At 70.4% G+C, this 19,867-nt stretch carries 11 protein-coding genes; 5 read left to right on the plus strand and 6 right to left on the minus strand.

Translation table 11 applies throughout. The features are described 5' to 3' along the window. The first annotated feature begins 2 nt into the window (after positions 1–2). The 4 genes from VZQ01_RS36530 (at position 3) to VZQ01_RS36545 (ending at position 7,309) form a co-directional block, all read left to right on the plus strand. Positions 3–1,751 carry a hypothetical protein gene (locus tag VZQ01_RS36530; protein WP_426745966.1) on the plus strand — a complete coding sequence of 583 codons (1,749 nt, stop codon included), beginning with the start codon at positions 3–5 and terminating at the stop codon, positions 1,749–1,751. Positions 1,752–1,759: 8 nt separating this feature from the next. Beyond that, the gene (locus VZQ01_RS36535; protein WP_141330216.1) at positions 1,760–2,773 is read left to right on the plus strand and encodes a phosphotransferase enzyme family protein; all 1,014 of its coding nucleotides are present in this window, start codon (positions 1,760–1,762) and stop codon (positions 2,771–2,773) included. Positions 2,774–3,198: 425 nt separating this feature from the next. Next, the gene (locus VZQ01_RS36540; RefSeq protein ID WP_426745967.1) at positions 3,199–6,720 is read left to right on the plus strand and encodes an RHS repeat-associated core domain-containing protein; all 3,522 of its coding nucleotides are present in this window, start codon (positions 3,199–3,201) and stop codon (positions 6,718–6,720) included. A gap of 28 nt (positions 6,721–6,748) precedes the next feature. Continuing rightward, entirely contained in the window at positions 6,749–7,309 is a 561-nt protein-coding gene (locus VZQ01_RS36545; RefSeq protein ID WP_426745968.1) for an SMI1/KNR4 family protein, read from the plus strand. Between the two features lie 3 nt (positions 7,310–7,312). On the opposite strand, the gene VZQ01_RS36550 is transcribed toward VZQ01_RS36545, so the two are convergent. From VZQ01_RS36550 to VZQ01_RS36565, 4 genes are all read right to left on the minus strand, one after another. Then, positions 7,313–9,157 (minus strand): WD40 repeat domain-containing protein, encoded by a 1,845-nt coding sequence (locus VZQ01_RS36550; RefSeq protein ID WP_426745969.1) that lies wholly within the window; start codon positions 9,155–9,157, stop codon positions 7,313–7,315. A gap of 96 nt (positions 9,158–9,253) precedes the next feature. Next, positions 9,254–11,011: an asparagine synthase (glutamine-hydrolyzing) gene (asnB, locus tag VZQ01_RS36555; RefSeq protein WP_426745970.1), complete on the minus strand. Its 1,758-nt coding sequence runs from the start codon at positions 11,009–11,011 to the stop codon at positions 9,254–9,256. Positions 11,012–11,027: 16 nt separating this feature from the next. Further along, complete coding sequence (locus VZQ01_RS36560; RefSeq protein ID WP_426745971.1) at positions 11,028–13,010, minus strand: glycosyltransferase; 1,983 nt, start codon at positions 13,008–13,010, stop codon at positions 11,028–11,030. A gap of 30 nt (positions 13,011–13,040) precedes the next feature. Further along, positions 13,041–14,813, minus strand: a complete 1,773-nt coding sequence (locus VZQ01_RS36565) for an MbnB/TglH/ChrH family RiPP precursor modification enzyme (RefSeq protein ID WP_426745972.1) — start codon at positions 14,811–14,813, stop codon at positions 13,041–13,043. Positions 14,814–15,340: 527 nt separating this feature from the next. Between VZQ01_RS36565 and VZQ01_RS36570 the strand changes: the two genes are divergently transcribed. Then, complete coding sequence (locus VZQ01_RS36570; protein ID WP_223747494.1) at positions 15,341–16,174, plus strand: hypothetical protein; 834 nt, start codon at positions 15,341–15,343, stop codon at positions 16,172–16,174. Positions 16,175–16,237: 63 nt separating this feature from the next. Here VZQ01_RS36570 and VZQ01_RS36575 read toward each other — a convergent pair whose 3' ends face one another. Together VZQ01_RS36575 and hflX are read right to left on the minus strand one after the other, a co-directional pair. After that, complete coding sequence (locus VZQ01_RS36575) at positions 16,238–18,232, minus strand: S8 family serine peptidase (RefSeq protein WP_426745973.1); 1,995 nt, start codon at positions 18,230–18,232, stop codon at positions 16,238–16,240. A gap of 143 nt (positions 18,233–18,375) precedes the next feature. Continuing rightward, positions 18,376–19,836, minus strand: coding sequence for a GTPase HflX (gene hflX, locus VZQ01_RS36580; protein ID WP_426745974.1), 1,461 nt, complete (start codon positions 19,834–19,836; stop codon positions 18,376–18,378). Positions 19,837–19,867: the final 31 nt, after the last annotated feature.

The following is a 19,867-nucleotide window of genomic DNA, read 5'->3' on the forward strand; positions in this document are numbered from 1 at the left end:
CCATGGCACAGCTGCAAGCGGATGAGATGCTCTACATTCCCAATCGAAGGCGGCTCACGCACGACCGGCTCGACGCAGGCGATGGCCAGAAGGTCCTGCACCTCTTCTATGGCGAGGTGGAGCTCATCTTCGACGAGCCGGACATCGCGCCTTTGGGCGAGAAGCTGCTCCAGGTCGAGCAGTTCCAGGCCTCCGACGCCATGGCGTGGTCGGACGGCGCGCCCCATTCCTGGGAGAAGATCCGGGACCTGCTCGAGATGTTGATGGAGCAGCGGGTGTTGCGGCGGGTCTCGGATGGGCCCGCGAGCCGCGCCGCGGTGTCCTATCCCGAGCGGTTGGGGGAGGTGCCCGCCGGGCGTGAGCCGCTCACGTTCAGCGCCCACGACAATCGTTGCCCCGTGCTGACGGAACAGGCGTTCGGACGGGCCTTCGAGCTGTCGAACCTCGAGGTCGTCGTGCCGGTCTACCGCGTGGCGCATCCGGCGGTCGACGGTGATGGCCGGCAGGTGGGCGAGAACAACGTCACACCGCGCACGTTGTTCCTCGACCTCCCGACCGTGCGCAAGCAGTGCCACTACGCGGGGAGCCGCTATCAGAGCGAGCTCCCGATGAACGTAACGGCGATGAAGGCCATGGCGCGTCAGTGGCCGGAGCTGCTCTCGCTGACCGAGCAGTTCCGCCGGGCCTTCCTCGCGCGCATGCCGCCTCGGACCCCAGGCGTGCTCACCGCGGGCGAGCTCCACATGCAGGTCGTCTGCACGCTCGCGTCGGTGGGGTACGTGATGGTGCGGGGAGTCGATCCGGCGCGGAACGGCGAGCTCGACAGCGGACTGGCGGCCATGTTCCGGTTGATCGACGGCGTCCGCCTGGTCACCAATGATTTGGTGCGCGACGCCCCCGAGCAGCCCGTCACCGCGCAGACCATCGTGGACTACGCCGAGCGACACGCGGTCTTCCATGGTCCGCACGGCGTGTGCGCCGGACCGCCGGCGCTGATCAACGAGTACATGCAGGTGTTGACCGGCCTGGCCCCGGCGCCCATCGATGTCCAGCCCGACATCGCGGCGCGCCTGGGCGATCTCGACGCCGCGCTCGATTACGGTCTGCTTGGGCAGCGCGTCGAGGCGGTGGTCCGCTTCCTCGGGGCGAGCCAGGGGCTGCTCCACGAGCGGCTCCGGGCGGCGTTCGCCGGGCACCTCCCGCGCACCGCGCTGCAGGAGTTCGTGGAGGCGCCCATCGACGTCGCGCGCTACCCGCTGCTCCGGGACGATTTCCCGCTCGCCGAGACCTACCAGCGGGAGATCAACCTCAGCCGCTGGTTGTTCGCGCGCATCGGCGAGGCCCTGCCGGGCACGCCCCAGGGGGCCTCGCTGGACGCGCTGGCGAAGCTGGACCCAGCGGAGCAGGCCACGAGCCAGCGGCGACTGGCCGAGTTCTTCGCGCATGGGCTGCCGGCGGACAAGGTCGTGGCGGAGCCGCTCCGCGGTGAGCTCGCGGGAGTCGTCGCCAGCGCGTTCGCCCTGGAGCGTCGGTGCCTGGGCGTCGTCGAGCGCGAGCAGGGGATGCTGAACCAGCGGCTCCGGCGCTCGGACCACCCGCTGACGGGCGCGGACCTGGCCGCGTTCACGCGGCCGCGCAATGGCCCCCCGTTGGCGGAGACCCTCGCGCGCGGCCTGGGCATCTCGGTCACCAGCCACGCTGCCTCGACCGTGCTGAGCCACGGTGAGAGCAGCCTCACGTTGAAGGACTAGAGGGTTCGATGCATCCAGAGCTCGTCCGCCGCTTCCATGAACCGATTCGCGATGAGGCCGCGCGCCGGTACGGCCTTTCGCCCGAGCAGCTCACCGAGCTCACGGCCTTCGAGAACTTCGTCTACGAGGCGGAGAACGAAGACGGCGAGGGCTTGATCCTGCGCATCTCGCACAGCACGCGGCGAACCCTCGACTACACGCTGGGGGAGGTCGAGTTCGTTCGCTACCTGGCCGCCGCGCGCATCCCCATCGCCTCGCCGGTCCTCTCCGAGTCGGGGCAGTTCGTGGAGCGCATCGAGGACCGCGAGCCCGGCAGCTACTTCGTCGCCACCGCGTTCGAGCGCGCGCCGGGCATCGTCTTCGACGACGCGCCTCCGCTCAAGGAGCGCTACTGGAAGCCCCCCCTGTTCCGCGACCTGGGCCGGCTGTTCGCGCGGCTCCACAACCGCGCCCAGACCTACGCGCCCTCGAACCCCCGGCTCAAGCGCCAGGAGTGGCATGAGTACGACGTGGTCGACATCGACCGGTTCGCGCCCCCCGAGGAGAAGCTCGTCCGCGAGCGTACCGCGGCGATCATCGCGCGACTGAACCAGCTGCCGCGAACTCCGGAGAGCTACGGGCTGATCCACGCCGATCTCCACATGCACAACTTCTGCTTCGCCGAAGGGAAGATCACCGCGTTCGATTTCGACAACTGCGAGTACGCGTGGTTCGTCAAGGACATCGCGGTCCTGCTCTTCTACATCGCGCGAGGTGAGGAGCGGGATGCGCGCGACGCGGCGGTCACCGCGTTCCTGGGGCCTTTCCTCGAAGGGTATCGGGAGCACCGCCGGATGGACGCCGAGTGGCTCGCGGCCGTGCCGGACCTGCTCGCGCTCCAGCGCTCGATGAACTACGCGCTGTTCCACCAGTATCGCGACCCGGCCGTGCTCGACGAGAGCACGCTCGACCGGTGGGGGCGGTTCAAGCGCGACATCGAAGCGGACACCCCCGTCCTGCAGATTGACTTCACGCGCTTCTAGCGTGAGGGGTGGGGGGCCTGTCGAGAGCGTGCCCCGCGAGTGCTTGGGCTTGCGCGTCTGGCGTTGAGGGGTTGGCGCCATTCATTCGCGCCGGGCTGTCTTCCTGCCCGGGCGCCTGATGCGATATGAAAGGCGCCTGGGAAGAGGCTCGACTTCCAGGGGGGCCCCATGTCGGACTCAGACGACGTACCGCACTGCGCCCAGCAATCCGCGCGGGTGATGGAAGGTGCGGGCGGGGCGCGGCGCGTCGAACAGGTTCCCCCTCCGTCAGAGGACGTGGCGAGGCGCGCGAATCCCAGGCGTACCCCGCACCCATGGATGGCTCCAGCACGGGGTCGCGTGATGGCGCGATTCCATAGGGGCCGCCAGGGCAGACGGGACGCGATGTGCTCCTGGCGAAAGGGCCCCGTGAAAGGGGTCGCGTCATGACCCAGCGAGTCTCGGTCGGGCACCCGATTGATGTCGTGACGGGGGTGTTGTTCCACGAGATGACGGACCGGGTGCTGCGCGGTCGCGTGAATGTCTCCTTCAGCCGGCGCTACAGCACGGCCATGCTCCCCGAAGCGGGAGGCATGCTGGGGCCCGGGTGGTTCTCTCCCTATGAGATGAAGATTCGCCGCGACCTCGAGGGCTACCGCATGCTCTCCCGCGAGGGAGAGAGCGAGTACACCTTCGATGACCGCCAGGGCGTCCTCGCCCAGGGCCAGGCCGTCCGCAACCCCGGCGCCTTCATGGAGCTGCGGCGAGAGCAGGCGCGGCTCGTCGTCACCACCTGGACGCCGGACGGCCAGAGCGTGGTGCGCTACCTCTTCCACGACAGGCCGGATGGCAGGTGGTCCCCCCTGGTGAGCGTGCAGGACGTCACGGGCCAGGGCGTGGACGTGGAGCACGATGCCCGAGGGCGCATCGTCGCGCTGCGGGAGCGGCGCAGCCGGCGGGCCTTCCATCTCACGTACAACGGCACGGGGCGGCTGGCGGCGCTCCATCAAGACGCCGCGCGCTCCACGGCGCCCCTCGTGCGCTATCGCTATGTCGATGGTCGGCTGACGGAGGTCATCGACGGCGCCGGCTTCACGAGCGCATATGCGTATGACTCCGCGGGACGGATGGTCCGCGAGGTGACTCGCACCGGCGCGGTGTGGACGTTCACGTTCGACCCCCAGGGGCGCTGCACCCAGGCGCGTGGACAGGACGGCTTCGACGAGAAGACGCTCGAGTACCTGCCCGCGAAGCGGCTGACGCGGGTCACGGACAGCCGCGGCGCGACGTGGAGCTATGAGTACTCGGCGGCCGGGCAGGTGGAGCGGACCACCACCCCGCTGGGCCGGGTGTGGGCTTCCCGATTCGACGACCTGGGCAGACAGGTGAGCATCGCCGAGCCCGGCGGCGCCGTCCGCGCCTTCGAGTACGACGAGGCCAGTCACTTCCGCTCCGTCACGGGACCCGAGGGCACGTCGCTGTATGCCTTCAACGCCCGCCACCAGCTCGTGCGCTTCACCGATGCGATGGGCGGCGTGTGGCAGCGCCGGTACAGCCGCGAGGCGAGGCTCGAGGCCATCATCAACCCGTTGGGCCACCGCTGGACGTTCTCGTGGGACGAGCGGGGGGATCTCGTCCAGCTCGATTATCCGGACGGGGGACTGCGCCGCTTCACACACGACGTGAACGGCGACGTGCTGCGGGAGTCCGGCGTCATGTCCGGGCCGTGGACCTATACGTACGGCTCCATGGGCGAGCTGCTCGACTCCCACACTCCGCTGGGGGACGTCACGCGGCGCGAGTATGACGCGCGCGGGCTGCTCGTCTCCGTGCTGCACTCCGACGAGCGCAGCACCCGTTTCGAGTACGACGCGGGAGGGTTGTTGCTGCGCGCCGTCCGTCCGGATGGCTCCATCTTCGTCTACCGCCGCTCCGGGTGCAGCAGGCGGCTCACCCAGTTCAGTCATGGCGCCCAGGTGCTCCGCTACCAGTGGAGCCAGGAGCCCTCGCTCCTGACCGAGGTCATCAACGCCGCGGGCGAGCGCCACTCCTTCGAGTATGACGAGGATGGACGCTTGTCCCGGGAGGTCACCGCCGACGGTCGGGAGGTGCTCTATGCCTACGACGCGGGCGGCAACCTCTCCGCGCGCACGGAGGCGGGACGGACGACGCGCTTCGCCCATGACCTGCTCGGGCTGCCGACACAGGTCACCTACGCCGACGGCGCCACGGTCGACATCGCCCATGATGCGCTGGGCCGGCTGACCCGTGTCGCGGACGCGCACGTCGAACTCACGTACGAGCGGGACGCGCTGGGCCGCAAGCTCGTCGAGAAGTCGAATGACTTCGTGGTGGAGCGCACGTTCGACCCGATGGGCCGGGTGCTCGACCGGAAGACGAGCCTGGGCCATGGCACCCGCTACGAATACGACCGCGACGGGCGCCTCTGCGCGATGGCAGTGGGGGGGCGGCAGCTCCACTTCGAGCGGGATGGGATGGGGCGGGAGATCTCCCGGGCGCTCCCCGGTGGCGCAAGGGTGCGGACCGCCTATGACACCCAGCACCGCCCCGTCCGCAAGGAGGTGTTGATCGCCGGGGGCTCCATTCCCAGCGTGGACCGCCGCAGCGAGTACGACCTGATGGGGCGGCCCACCCGCGTCATCGACGAGCGCTGGGGCACCTCGGAGTATTCGTACGACGCGGCGGGCTGGCTCACGTCCTTCTCCGATGCGCAGGGGCGGGAGCAGTACGTGCGCGATGGCGCGGGGCACCTGCTGCGCGTCGAGACCTCCGAGGCTCCGCCGGGCAGCCCCACGAACACGGCTCCGCCGCACACGGACGCGCGGGAGTTCGCCGCGGGAGGGCGCCTGCTCTCGCAGGAGGACCTCACCTATGCGTATGACGCCTGGGGGCGGGTCACCCGGCTGACGGACCGGAGCGCTCCCGCCGTGCAGGCCGCCTGGCGTTACAGCTGGGATGCCCGTGGCCGCCTGGAGTCGGTGACCCGCCCGGACGGCGCCGTCTGGCGCTACACCTACGACCCGTTCAATCGACGGCTCTCCAAGGAAGGACCTCAAGGCCAGACGCGCTTCCACTGGGATGGCGACGTGCTGGTCCACGCCCAGCGGGACTCGGAGCTCACCACCTGGGACTTCCTCCCCGGCGCGCATGAGCTGGTCTCCCAGCGGGACGCAGGGGCCACGCTCTTCGCGGTGACGGACCACCTGGGCGTCCCCCAGGAGCTCGTCACCGAAGAGGGCCGGGTCGGCTGGGCCCGCAAGCTGGGGCCCTTCGGCGCGCCTCGCAACGAGGACGCGCCGCTCGCCGAGTGCCCGCTCCGCTATCCGGGGCAGTGGGCGGATGCGGAGAGCGGCCTGTCGTACAACCGCCACCGGTACTACGCGCCCTGGGCGGCACAGTACCTCTCTCCGGATCCGCTCCAGCTCTTCGACGACCCCAACGGGGCCTACGGCTACTCCACCAATCCGCTCCAGTGGACGGACCCGCTGGGCCTCATCAACGTCACGTACGACGCCTACGACACGGTGAGGGATCGTCCGGGCGGCGTCTACGCGGAGATCTCCTCCTCGGACATCGGCACGGGGTCACATGCGACGTATACGCCGACCGGCTTCAACAACGCGCACCCGGACCACCACGAGCGCGGCCACCTGATTGGTCGTCAGCTGGGCGGCGACGGCACGGACTGCCGCAACATCGCCATCCTCACCTCGGGCACCAACAGCCCGTTGATGCGGGACATCGAGACGCGGATCCGCAATCACATCGAGACGACGGGCAACCCCGTCAACGTGCTGGTCGTGCCCCATTACGACGGGGACTCCAACATCCCCACGCACCTCACCTACGTCGCCGAGGACGCGGTGACCCGGGTCATCATCCACGAAGACCCCATCCCCAATGGCCAGCACAAGAAGAGCTACAATGGCGGGGCATGCACCCACTGAGGTCCAGTGGCACGCAGGGAGATGACGGATGCTCGGCGCCACGCAGTTGCCTGTCCTGGAGGTGAAGGGACCTCGGCGGTTCACCGCTCCAGAGGACCTCCTCGACGCGGCCGAGAAGGCGCTCGGGGTGACGCTGCCCGGCTCGTATCGTGAGTTCGCGAAGCGCTACGGGTTCGGCGAGGTGGGCGGCATGTTCACCGTCCATGTGCCGGTGCCCGCGGGCGCCCAGCCCGGCTGCGCGGGACTGGTGGGCCTGTCCCGGGAGCTCGCGGCGGAGCTGACCGAGGACGTGGACCGGCAGGCCCTGGACCTCCGCCCGGACGGCACGCCCGAGCTGGTGCGACGGCTCGTTCCCTTCGGGACGAGCAGCAACGGGGATGTGATGGCGTGGGACCCGGCCGCGGCGAGCGGCCCGGGCGAGCTGTGGATCTACCTGCTGTCCCCGCGCTCGGGCGGCGTGTGGCGGGCCGCTCCCAACCTGGCCGTGTTCCTCGCCAAGGCGCGCGAGCCCGGGCTGGGGGGAATGATGGACCGGATGAGGACCCGGCTCCCCGCGACCTTCGTGCCCCGGCCCTTCACGGCCGGGTGAGCGTCACTCGCTCCACGAGACGAAGAGCACCTCGCCCGAGTCCAATCCCACGGCGATGACACCCTGGGCGGACGCCACGAGGGTGCGAGGGACGGCGCCCGGCTTCCAGCTGCCTGTCGCGTCCCCGCGCTCGAGGTCCCACTTGCGCAGCGTGCCATCCTCCGAAGCGGAGAAGAGGGTGCGTCCGTCCGGCAGCAGGGCGAGCGCGTGCACCGCGCCGGTGTGCCCTTCGAGGGATTGGAGGCAGTCACCGCTGTCCACGTCCCAGACCGCCACGACCTTGTCCATGCTGCCGGAGACGACGCGGCGGCCATCCGGGTGCGCCACCACCGTCAGGACGATGTCCGTGTGTCCCTCGAGGACACGCAGACACTCGCCCGTGTCCAGGCTCCACACCCGGAGCGTCATGTCCGCGCTCGCGGAGACGGCGCGCCGACTGTCGGGCAATGGGGCCAGGGCCATCACCGCCTGTCCATGGCCCTCCAGGATCCGCAGGCAGGTGCCCTGTTCGAGGCTCCAGTGCTTCACGAGCCTGTCTCGCCCACCGGAGAGGGCCTCGTGTCCCCCCGCCAGCGCCGCGACGGCGAGCGTCCCGCGGGTGTGGCCCGCGAGCTGTCCGAGCAGGCCGGGGGGCTCCAGCGCCCAAAGGTCGACGGGCCCGTCATTCCTTCCGGCGAGGACGCGGCCTGCCTGGGGAAGGGCGCTGAGGGCCTGGACGCTCCCGGGAGGCGAAGGGAGCTTCTGGACGCATGCGCCCGAGGCCAGGGTCCATACGCGCCAGTGCTCGGCGTCTCCACTCACCAGGCGCTGTCCCTCCGCGGCGAGGGTGAGCAGTCGGACCGGCAGCCTGTGCCGGGGAGGGGGCTCGTGGAAGACGTTGGCCGTGTTCCAGAGCCGGAGCGTCCGGTCGAAGCTGCCGGAGAGCACCTGACGCCCGTCCGGGAGGAAGGCCACGGCGGAGACGGCCAGCCGGTGGGCCTCCGCCAGACCTCCTTCCCCGGAGGATGGCGGGGCGTAGGTCGCCTTGTTGGTGCCCGTCTCCACGTCCCACAGCCGGACCGCGTCATCCTCGCCGCCCGAGACGAGCTCGCGGCCATCCGGTGAGAGGGCGAGGGTCAGGGCTGGATACCCATGGTGCCCCAGCACCCTCCAGGCACCTGTCTCCAGGTCGAGGACGCGCAGGGCGCCGTCGGTGCACGCGACCAGGGCCCGTCGCCCGTCGGGGTGGAGTTCCGCCGAGACCACCTCGGAGTCGGGGCCGTCGAAGGTGATGGTCAGCTCCGCGCGCTCCAAGGCGTGGATGCGCACCGTGTTGTCATAGCCCCACGTCACGAGCCGACTCCCATCCCGGGAGATGGCGACGCAGGTGACGGGGGCCTCGTGGCTCCGGAGCATCCGCGGGGAGCCCTCGGCGTCGAGCGTGCTCAGCTCCACGCGCTCGTCATAGCCCCAGCTGACGAGCCGCCGGCCGTCGGGATGCAGCCGCACGCCGCGCGGCGTGGGCCAGGGCGAGCGGCGCTCCAGGATGCACTCCCCTGTCCTCGCGCTCCACAGCCGGAGCATTCCGTCCCGTCCGGCCGACACCAGGTGCTCTCCGTCCTCATGCAGCGCGACGTCCTGCACGCCTCCCGGATGTCCGGAGAACACGCGCACGCAGCGCCCCGTCCCGAGCTCCCACAGCCGGAGTGTTCCATCCAGGCTCGCGGAGATGGCGTGCCGACCGTCACGCGTCACCGCCACGGCCTCCACGCGGTCGGTATGGCCCGCCAGGGCCCTCACCAGCGGACTTCCGGCGTGTCTCGACGGATCCTGGAACAGACGGATGGGCGGAGAGGAGGGCGAGGACATGGTGTGCGCAGCTATATCGCACCGCTCCTGTCCCGGGACCTGCCCCGAGCCGGTCGCGTTCGGGCCAGGACTCGTGCCGCGCGAGGCGCGCGCGCTTCAGCCGGCGGCCCGCGCGAGCGCCGCGAGGAGCTCTTCGCGGTACGCGCCATAGAGGTCCTCCGTGCGAAAGCCCTCGGGCAGCCTGCCTCCTCGTCCGACGAAGAGGAGGATGAACAGGTCGAGCCGCAGCAGGTCGATGGGACGGGCGCAGTAATGGCCGAAGGGATGTCCCTCGTGGTGCTCCGCCGGAACGAGCGTCTCCGCGAGCCGCCTGAGCTGCTCGGAGGCACCCGCCACCGCGGAGGGCGCCGCGAGCTTCGGACGCTGGATGATGTGCTCGGCGATGGACGCGGGCAGCACGCGTCGGGCGACCTCGCGCAGCAGCACCTTCCGGGTCTCTCCTCGCAGGCGCCAGGACCACGGCAGCGCGAGGGCCAGGTCGCGAACCCGGGTGTCCAGGAACGGCACCCGCACCTCCAGGCCATGCGCCATGGAGCCGTGGTCCCAGACCCGCAGGTGGGAGTAGCGCAGCGGGCTGTCGAGGAAGAAGCGGTGGACGGCCTCGCGCAACACCTGCGGCTCCCGCGTCGAAAGGGTGGAGAGCACCGCCTTGGTCTCGCGGCACTCCTCCGGCGCCACCCGGCGGGTGCGGATGAGCCGGTTGTAGGTCTCCATCGAGGAGCGGACCCACGGCTCGGGGGAGGCATGGACGGCGTAGCCGGCGAACAGCTCGTCCGCGCCGTCGCCACAGAGCACCGTCTTGACGTGGCCTCGGATGTGCGGCGCCGCGCTCTCCACGAGGGAGGCCTCCATGGGCGCCTCCAAGGTGACGATGGTCTCGGACAGCGCCCGCACCAGCCGCTCGGAAGAGAAGAGGTACTCGTGGTGCTCGGTGCCGAGCAGCGCCGCGAGCTCCCGGCTCGCCCGCACGTCGGGGTGGTCCACGGACTCCGCGGCGGTGAAGGTGTGGACCGGGGAATCCCCCTGCGCGGTGAGCAGCGCGGTGAGCAGTGAGCTGTCGAGCCCGCCGGAGAGGAAGACCCCCACCGCGTGGTCCGCGACCCGCTGCCCCTCCACGGAGGCACGCAGTCGGGAGAGCAGCGCCTCCACGAGCGCCTCGGGCTCCGTGGGCAGCTCCACGGGCCGCGTCCCTCCGTGCCGGCCCTGCTCGAGCTGCAACACCCCCTCCGGACCGCGGCGCACCGTGAGGGTGCCCCCGGCGGGCAGCTCGCGGACCGCGTGGAAGAAGGTCTTGTCCCCGAGCACGTTGTGGAGCGTGGACCACTCGAAGAGCGAGGCGCGGTCCAGCTGGCGAGGCACCGCGGGCTCCTCCAGCAGGGCCTTCAACTCCGAGGCGAAGACGAGCCGCCGTCCTCCATCCACCAGGGCGTAGAGGAGCGGCTTGATACCGAACGCGTCCCGGGCCAGCCAGAGCTGCTCGCCATCCGTCGCCGCGAAGGCATACATGCCCTCCAGCTCCTCGACGCAGCGCAGCCCCTCGTGCTCGAAGGCGCGCAGCACCACCTCCGTGTCGCTGCGTCCCTCGAACCGGACGCCTCGCGCCTCCAGCCGGGAGCGCAGCGCCTGATGGTTGTAGAGCTCGCCGTTGTAGACGAGCACGGGCTGGCCGGTCCGCCCTCGCATGGGCTGGGAGCCCGTCTCGAAGTCGAGCAGGCTCAGCCGCGTGCTGGTCAGGCCCGCGTGGCCCAGCACGGCCGTGCCCGAGCCATCCGGCCCCCGGTGGACGAGGCGTTGCCTCATCCGCGAGAGCACGCGCTCGTCCACCCCTCCGAACATCCCCGCGATGCCGCACATGCCAGGGCGCTCGGGCTCAGGCGTGACTGAACGCCACGTTGATGGCGCTGTCCGGCGCCGAGAGGACGATGAGGCCCTTCTGATGGAAGAGCTGCAAGGCCTCGAGCAGGGGGCGCTCCAGCTCCTCGGCGGGGCGCCCTGTCCGCGCGGCTTCCGCGTCGAGGAGCGCCTGCGCCGTCTTCGTCCCGTCGCACCGCTCGAGCAGGCCCGCGGTCCAGGTGTTCACCCGGAAGTGGTGGCCGTTCATGTTGGGCTGCTTGTGGAAGACGACGATGCACGCGCCGGGGCCGGAGCCCTCCCTGCCGGGAGGGAGCCCGGGCGGCAGCACCTCGAACCGCTCGATGCGCAGCAGGTTGGAGCGCGTGGGCACCAGGCGGAGCATCGCCTGGATGGGCGCGTTCCGATTGTCGGCGCCCCACCGGTCCACGCGGTCGTAGAGGGGCAGGCGCTCCTCCTCGGCGCGGGTCGTCCCCAGCCAGACGAGGCGCTCGCAGTAGCGGGCGACGTCCCGCAGCTGCGCGTCCCCTTGTGTCTGGTGGTTCAGGACCCACTCGCAGAAGGCCGCGGCGTCCGCGAAGCAGCCGGCCCCGGGGCTCGGGTGCGCCGACACGAAGGACTCCACCGCGGCGCTGGCGCGCGCCCCGAGCGCCTCGAAGAGGGCGGGGACGAGGGTGCGCAGCGCCTCCTCCCGCGTCTCGGGCAGTCCCCGGTCCGCGAGGGGCAGGGTGGAGGGACGACCGCCACGCCGCTCGAGGACGTCCTGGAAGATGGGCTCGTAGCCCCGGCCCGCCGGCTGCTCCTCACGACCGTCGACGAGCAGCTCCGCGCCCTTCTGGCCGATGCTTGCCGCCAGCGCCGCGTCGTCGATGACCAGGCGCAGGGCATTGGCCAGGTCCGCGTGCACCTTGGGGTCGGGGACGACCAGCGCGTTCTCCCCCGCGATGATGCGCTCGCGGAAGCGCTGCTTGCTGGCGATCTCCCCCGACAGGATGAGGCAGGTCCCGGAGGCGAGCACCTCGCGCGGGACGGTGGGCGCGTGGAAGGTGATGGGGAAGTCGCGCTCCAGGAAGCAGACCGCGCGGCAGGCGCGGATGAAGCGGCCGACCTTCCAGTGCGGCACGAAGGGCAGCACCCAGGTGCTGGCGGCCAGCCCCAGCTCCTCGAGCACCCGGAAGTAGGTGTCCATGTTGCGGCTGCGCGCCAGCGCGACGAGCTGGAAGCGGCGCCCCTCGGCCTTGAGCCGCGCGAGCGCGCGCAGCAGATCATACGAGCCCTTGGCGATGCCGAGCTTGCCGTACACGCCGATGATGGGGACGGCGGGGTCGATGGGGCGCGCGTTGGAGACCAGGTGCGGATGCTCGCGCTGCATGCGCGCCGCATGCAGGGGGATGTCCAGCGGGACCACCTGGGGACTGAAGCACGAGCGTGGCAGATGGGAGGGAGGGCCGCGGTAGAGCGCCTCGGGGCGAACACCCATGCCCAGATAGGGATAGGGGCTGCCCGAGCAGATGCCGTCGGCGCGGCGAAGGACCTCGCGGTAGGTGGTGGCCAGGCCCAGGTGGTTCATGAGCCGGCCGACGTCGCTGCCCGCGTTGCGCACCAGATAGGGCACGCCCGTCCAGGACGCCGCCAGGTGCGCCGCCACGCCGTAGGGCTCCAGGTAGTAGCTGTAGATGAGGTCGCAGCCATATCGACGGACCACCTCCGCCGCGCTGCCGGCCAGCTTGCCCGTGAAGGGATTCGACTGGGGGATGTGCGTGAGCGTCGGGGAGAGCGGCTCGGTGCCGTGGAGATGCACGCGGCCCTTCCCGAAGGCGGGCGCCAGCCACTCCCGGTCATCCTCGTCGAAGATGATGCGGTGCTCCGGCTCCACCTCGTCCGCGTTGGTGACGACGTGGACCTCGTGGCCCGCCTCGGCCAGTCCTCGTGCCATCCAATAGGACTGGGCGCTCACCCCGCCTTGGATCGGCGGGTACTTCATGACGGCACAGATGCGCAAGTGATGCTCCTGGTGGCGGGCGCCCGCCCTTCACTGCTTCAAGCCCAAGTCCAGCATGACGGCGCCCAGGCGATGGAGGTCCCGGATGAGCTTGAGCCCCCCCGCCTCGGTCCGGTCCTTGTCCCCTGGCGAGCCCCGCGACGCGAGCCGCGCGAGCAGCTCCTCGGTGGTGCACTGGCCATCGCACAGCGACAGCACGGTGGCCGTGCGCTCGTTGATGCCCAGGGGCTGCACGTTGCGCCAGCCTGGCGCCTTGAGGAAGAGGATGAGGGTGGGCGTGGTGGCGACGTCCTCCAGCGAGGCCCCGCTCGTCACCCGGCGGATGGCTTCGATGACGTCACACCCGAAGCGCTCCACCCGCGTGTGGGCACCCAGGTGGGGGCACGCCGTGAGCAGCTCGGCGTCGGTGGGCTCCGGGCGCGCGTCGCGAGCGGCGCGGGCGGCCAGCGCGCTCTCCACCGGGGGCCGCGTGGAGTAGAGGCTCAGCTGGGCGCGCTCGAAGCGGGCGATGTCTCGCAGGTGCGGAAGCTGGAGCTCGCCGTCGGTGAACAGCTGCTCCACCAGGTCCAACAGCCAGAAGCCGTCGCGCACGGAGCGATTGGGATACTCCCGTGACTCGCGCGGCAGGTACGTGGCGACGAAGCGGGTGGTGAGGCCGTGCAGCAGCCGCTCCTTCTGGAGCAGCTTGAGCGTCGCTGGCGCGATCTTGGCCAGCAGGGCGAAGCGCTTGGCGGCGACCTCGCGCCCGAACAGGTCGATGTGCGCCGGGCCCGCCTGGAGCAGGGCCTCGGTGGCGGGCGCGCTCAGCTCCAGCGCGGCGCACGTCGCGGCCGGCGCCTCCAGGAAGCGCTGGCGCAGGCCCGGGTCCACGATGATGCGGGCCAGCGCGGCCTGGAAGCGCGGCTCATCCACGGGCAGGGGCGTGGGGGAGACGTCCAGGTCCAGCGGGCGGGCGGCGGGGAGCGGGGGCTCCACGGTGCCCCGGCGTCCGAGGATGTCCCGGGCGTGCTCGATGTCCTGGAGCATCTCCTGGAACTCCTCGGGGAAGTTCTGGTCCCGTTCAATCAGCACGGCGCGCACCGGGCTGCGAGCCACGACGTACTCCAGCAGGCGCCACACCTCCGGATGCGCGTCGACGGACTGGCTGTGGCTGTCCACCCAGCGTCCGCCGTGCTTCTCGCCCCCCGCCAGGTGGATCTGGATGACGCGCTCCAGGGGGAGCGCCTCCAGGAAGGCGTACGGGTCGTACCGGTGGTTCTGGGAGTTGATGAAGACGTTGGTGAGGTCCAGCAGCAGGCCGCAGTCCGCCTCGGTGACGACCCGCGACACGAAGGCCTGCTCGGTCATCGGGCTGGGGAAGGCGAAGCTGTAGGAGACGTTCTCGAGCAGGAACGGCACGCCCAGCATCCGCTGGATGTCGCGGGCCTTCCGGGCTGCTCGACGCGCGGCGGCCTCCGTGAACGGCAGCGGGGTGAGCTGGCCGATCTCGAACCCCCCGGCCTTCGTCATGCACAGATGGTCGCTGTAGAAGGGCGCGCGCAGCGTGCGCACCAGCTCCGCGACCTCGTCACAGTAGGCGGGGTCCAGCGGCCCCTCGGTCCCGACGGACAGCTCGAGACCATGGGGCACGAGCGCCTGACGGCCCTTCATGGCCCGGGCGCGCTCGATGCTCTCGGGCACGGAGCGCAGGTAGCGGTCGGCGATCAGCTCGAACCAGTCGATCCGATCCAGATGCCTCGACTGCTCCTTCTGCAGCTCCGGCCGGAAGCCGATGCCGACGCCGAGGAATGGCAGTTCACGCAAAGAGACCACGGGGCGTCGGCGTCCGGGCGTTGAATCAGGCGGAGGGGTCGGACGTGCCCGTGCAGCCACACAGACAGCCGCTGCCACAGAAGCAGCTGAAACAGACCGCCTCGCTGTTGGAGTAGGTATAGCCAGGGCCGCAGTCGAGCATTTCCAGCTTGAACTCTTCGGTCTCGACGTTCTGCGGAGACCGAGCCGACTGAGACTTGGGGAGTGAGCTGAGATTGTTCATGGTGAAGAGGAATCTCGCCCGCAGTGCGACTCTCTGTCAAGAAGGATTCACTGGGGGAGGGGTCGGTCCTGAACCAGGCTCGCTCGTGGGCGGCAATCCCTGCCGTCCCCCGGCCGGCCTTGCCGCCCCCATCGCACGCATTCACGGCAACGCTTGCTGGAGAATGCAGGTGCTCCGAGGGCGCGCCCGCTGGCACCCCCGTTGCTCAGGGGCCAACCCGCTCTGTCCCGCTGCGCCGCATCCCGTGGCGTCACGCGAGGAGCGTTCCGATGTCTCTCTGGAAAGGGTTGGGACGATGAACCGGATGACTGTGATGAAGCGCTGGTGTCTGGCCATGCCTCTGGCGGCCTTCGCGGTGGGTTGTGGCGTGGAGCAGGAGGCTCCAGGCACCGAGGGCGCTCCCGCGCCCGTGGCGGAGGAGACGGGCGAGACCACGCAGGCCGTCGGCGTCGAGAACGCCTACTGGTGGGGGACCACGGCCAACGGCTACACGTCCACCAACATCGGGACGACGACGGGCCGCACGTGCTTCCTCTCGGGGGTGCAAGGCAACCTGAAGCCCGCGGTGGCGGGCCGCTGGGCCACCGGTGGCGTGCTCCAGTCCGCGGGCGACTACATCCTCTTCGTGAGCCACAACAACAGCAAGGCGTTGGGAGTGGGCGTGCAGTGCATCTACACGTCGGCCGGACGGACGACGGAGATGTCCTGGGCCCAGGGCCAGGCGGCCCGGCTGCTCGGCGCCGTGACGGCGCAGCGGCGCTGCTTCCTCACGCAGGTGACGGCGTCCGGCGGCTTCGCGTCGAACTCCGACTACGTGCGCGTGTGGAACGACGGCCTCAACTGGTACCTGGGTGGCAACCTGTCGGGCGCCGGCGGCGGCCGGGCCGTCTGCGTGAACGTGCCCGAGGACCATGGCGGCTGGCTGTGGATCGCCGGGGACCCGGGCGGCTTCACGGAGACGCTGGCGTACAACCCGGGCGGCGTCGCGTGCGCGCTCTCCGGCGTGGGCGGGAAGTTCGATGACAACAGCTTCACCGATGGCGTGAGCGTCGACTACAACGCGGGCACGCGCTACTGGGAGATGTCCGTCATGAACGGCAAGCGCGGCTGGGGCAACTGCGTGAAGTAACGCGCGGCCAGGGATGCCGGGCCTCCGCCCTGGGAAGCCCGGCGTCCTGTGTGCGTGCTCGCCTCAGAGGCTCTGGAAGCCGTGGATCGTGGCGCCCAGGGAGCTGCCCTCGGCGTTGGTACACTCGACGTGCCAGCGAATCAGGTCGAAGGGCCCGGGCGCCGGCAGCGTGGCCGGGTTGCCCAGCAGGAGCGTCCCGAAGTCGAGCGACGGGGGATAGGTGCCGCTGTTCCACAACTCATGAGTGTCCCAACCGAAGTTCCTGAGCCCCGTGGTCGTCACCACGCACGCGTCGGCGCCCACGCTCTCGTAGCGTTGGGACACCATCGTGTCAGGGGCCCAGGAGAACCGGTTCGTGTCGATGCGGACGCTCGCCCCGGAGAACTCCTGCGGGACATTGCCCGTGCTCGTGCTCTTGATGACCCAGACCACCTTGGTGATGCCCCGAACGATGGTCGCCGTGATCTGGCTGGTGGCCAGGCGCGTGTTGGCGGCGTTCGCGCACTCCAGCACCCACCGGTACTGGCCCGGTGTCTGCGGCGCCGTGGGCACCGTGCCGTTGGGCGTGAGGTTCACGGCCTGGGATTGGAGGGCGTTGTTCCGATAGGTCTTGATGGAGCAGCGCGCCGCGCCGCTCGAGCCGTAGCGTAGGATGAACGGGTCGCTGTTGTACTGCTGGAAGTGGCCGGCGAGGCCGTTGTTGCCGAGCGCCACCGTGGGCTGGGCGATGACGGACTGAAGCTGCAGGTTGGGCACCGTCGCGGTGGAGCCGGAGTTCGTCACGTGGCGCGCCCGGACCGCCTGTTCGATCTGCGCGGGGGTCGTCAGTCCTTGCGATTCCGCGAGGAACGCGGCGAGGCCCGCGACGTGCGGCGCCGCCATCGACGTGCCGGACAGGTCGGCGTAGCCCCCGGGCCACGTCGAGCGGATGACCTGGCCGGGGGCCCACGTCTCCACGCACCGGCCGTAGTTCGAGCCCGCGCCATCGCCCGCGAGCGGCTGGTTGCGGATGGCGTTCACGCCCGCCAACAGCTGGACAGGCTGTGCGTTGCTGTCGATGGCGCCGACGACCATGATTCCGTCGCTGGGGCTGGGCGTGTTGAACGAGGAGTTGCACGCATCCCGGTGGTCGTTCCCGGCGGACTGGGCGATGAACGCGCCGGGATATCCCACGGACGGGTTCGGGGTCGCGAGGACCCGCATCTTGTCGCCGAGCGTCCTGCCCTCCTTGAAGTCGGGGCCGTTCATCGAGATGTTGATGATGCCGACGGTGCCGGAGGCGAGGATGCGCGAATAGATGAGGTCCAGCCCCAGCCCGATTCCCACATAGGTCCCCCCGGACGAGCAGGTCGTGACGCCCGGCTCATTCTGTCCGACGGCCACCGAGACGATGCGCGCTCCCTTGTTGACGCCCACCACTCCGCCCTGGGGTGTGGGTCTGGCGCCGATGATTCCCGCCACATGCGTCGCGTGCGGATAGCAGCCCGTGGGGGAGTTCCCGGGAATGGCCACGAGCCGCTCGAGGAACGGGAGGTTCGTGTGAGGCGCCACGCCGGTGTCGAGCACATAGACGGTGCGCGAGCCATTGCTCGTCTGTGAACCGCCGACGGCCTGGATGCCCCAGGGCGTGACGGTCGTCGTCCCGGAGTTGCTCCACACGGCGCTGAAGTCCACGGGCGCGTCCTCGGTGAGCCGCTTGACGCGAGGGTCCTTGCTCAGCCGCTCCACCTGCTCCTCGGTGAGATAGGCCGAGAAGCCCTTCCCGACGTGACTGATGAGGTGCGTGGGCGTGACGGCGTGCGCCAGACGCAAGTCATTGACCAGGTGCCGGGTCGGCAGGTCGTGGTGGCTGTCGAAGCCGTCGGCCGGGGGCGCTGCCTTCGCCAGGAACGCGTGCGTCGCGGACTCCTCCAGGTCGACGAGGTAGAGGGTTCGGCCACGCTCGTCGCGAAGCTGCCCCGCGCGGTCCTGCTCCGCGCGGAAGACGGGCGCCTGCGCGAGCGTGGTGGTGCTCCACAACCCCGCGACCAATGCGACGACACTTCTCCAGTGAGACATCGGGAACCCCTTTTCAAGGTGGACCCGGATTCCTAACAAGAGGAATGCACGGACAACCATCCGCCAGATGAACGCACGGTCCGTCTGTTGAATCGTTGCCCTGTTTTCTCAATGGCCGAGTGTCACGACGTACTGGATGGGAATCAGCCTGGCTCCGTCTGTTCCGCGGGAAAGGCGCGCGTGAGCCTTGCAATCGCGGCGGGCAGGCCGCGCACGCGCAGCTTCCGGCCGTGCTCGTCGTACTCCTCGGCCAGCACGGTGGTGTGCTCATACACCTCGCCGAGGCGTCCCTGGCTCGAGTACGGGATGTTCAACTGGGCCTCCACCATGGACGCCTCGAAGAAGCGGAGGATGTCCAGGCGCAGGCTGGCGACGTCCTCGGGGCGGTGGGCGGACAGCAGCACCGCGTCCGGGTGCTCGGCGCGCAGGGCGTCGCGAGCGGCCTCCTCCAGCCGGTCGCACTTGTTGAGCAACAGCTTGCTCGGCACCACGTCGGCGCCAATCTCACGCAGCACGGTCCGGGTGACCTCCAGCTGTGAGGGCCACGTCGGGTCGGAGGCGTCCACCACGTACAGGAGCAGCGACGCCTCCAGCGCCTCGTCCAGGGTGGAGCGGAACGAGGCGACCAGGTCATGCGGCAGCTTCTGGATGAAGCCCACGGTGTCGGAGACGAGCACGCGGGGGCGTGTCTCCGGATGCAGCGCGCGCACGGTGGTGTCCAGCGTGGCGAAGAGCTGGTCGGCGACCAGGACCTCGCTCCCGGTGAGCGCGCGCATCAGGGAGGACTTGCCCGCGTTGGTATAGCCGACCAGGGCCACGCGGAGCTGCTCGCGGCGGGCGTACCGACGCTGGTCCTGCTCCTTCTCGATGGAGGCGAGCCCCGCGCGCAGCTCCGCCAGCCGGTCGCGGATCTTCCGCCGGTCCAGCTCCAGCGCGGAGTCTCCGGAGCCGCGCCCCTGCTGGCGCTCGCTCCCGCCCGAGGACTCCCTGAGCCGCGGCGCCAGGTAGCTGAGCCGGGCGATCTCCACCTGCATCCGGGCCTCGTGGCTGCGCGCGTGTCGGTGGAAGATGTCGACGATGACGCCGGTGCGGTCCATCACCGGGACGCCCGTGGCCTTCTCCAGGTTGCGAAGCTGGCTGGGCGACAGCTCGTGGTCCACCACCACCATCGTGGGCCGGGGGCCGCTCGCGTCCAGCTCGGTCTCGGACGTCTCCTCGTCCTCGGGGTCGAAATCCTCCTCGGGAGCGTCGACCGCCTCCGGCCCGTCGCCAGAGGGCTCGGGGGCGTCGTCCTCGGCGCCTTCCTCCTGGGCGGCCTCCCACTTCGCGCGGGCCTTGCTGGTCCTGTCACGCGCGCCCGACGACACGACGCCCGGGCCCCCGGTGAGCGCGGCCAGGTCCTTGAGCTTCCCCTTGCCGAGCACCGTCCCGGTGGCGAGCGCGCCCCGGCGTTGGCTCACCGTCGCCACGGCGTCGTAGCCCAGCGTGTGCACCAGCCGCGTCAGCTCCGCGAGGTCCGCGGCGTGCTCCGTGTCCGACACGGTGGGGAACTGGACGCCCACGAGGACGACAGGCGGGCGGGAGGTGGGCGGCGTCTTCGACATGGGGCCCTCGTAGCACGGTGCGGGCCCGGGG

Source organism: Myxococcus faecalis (assembly GCF_050039385.1).
Lineage (GTDB): Bacteria > Myxococcota > Myxococcia > Myxococcales > Myxococcaceae > Myxococcus > Myxococcus fulvus.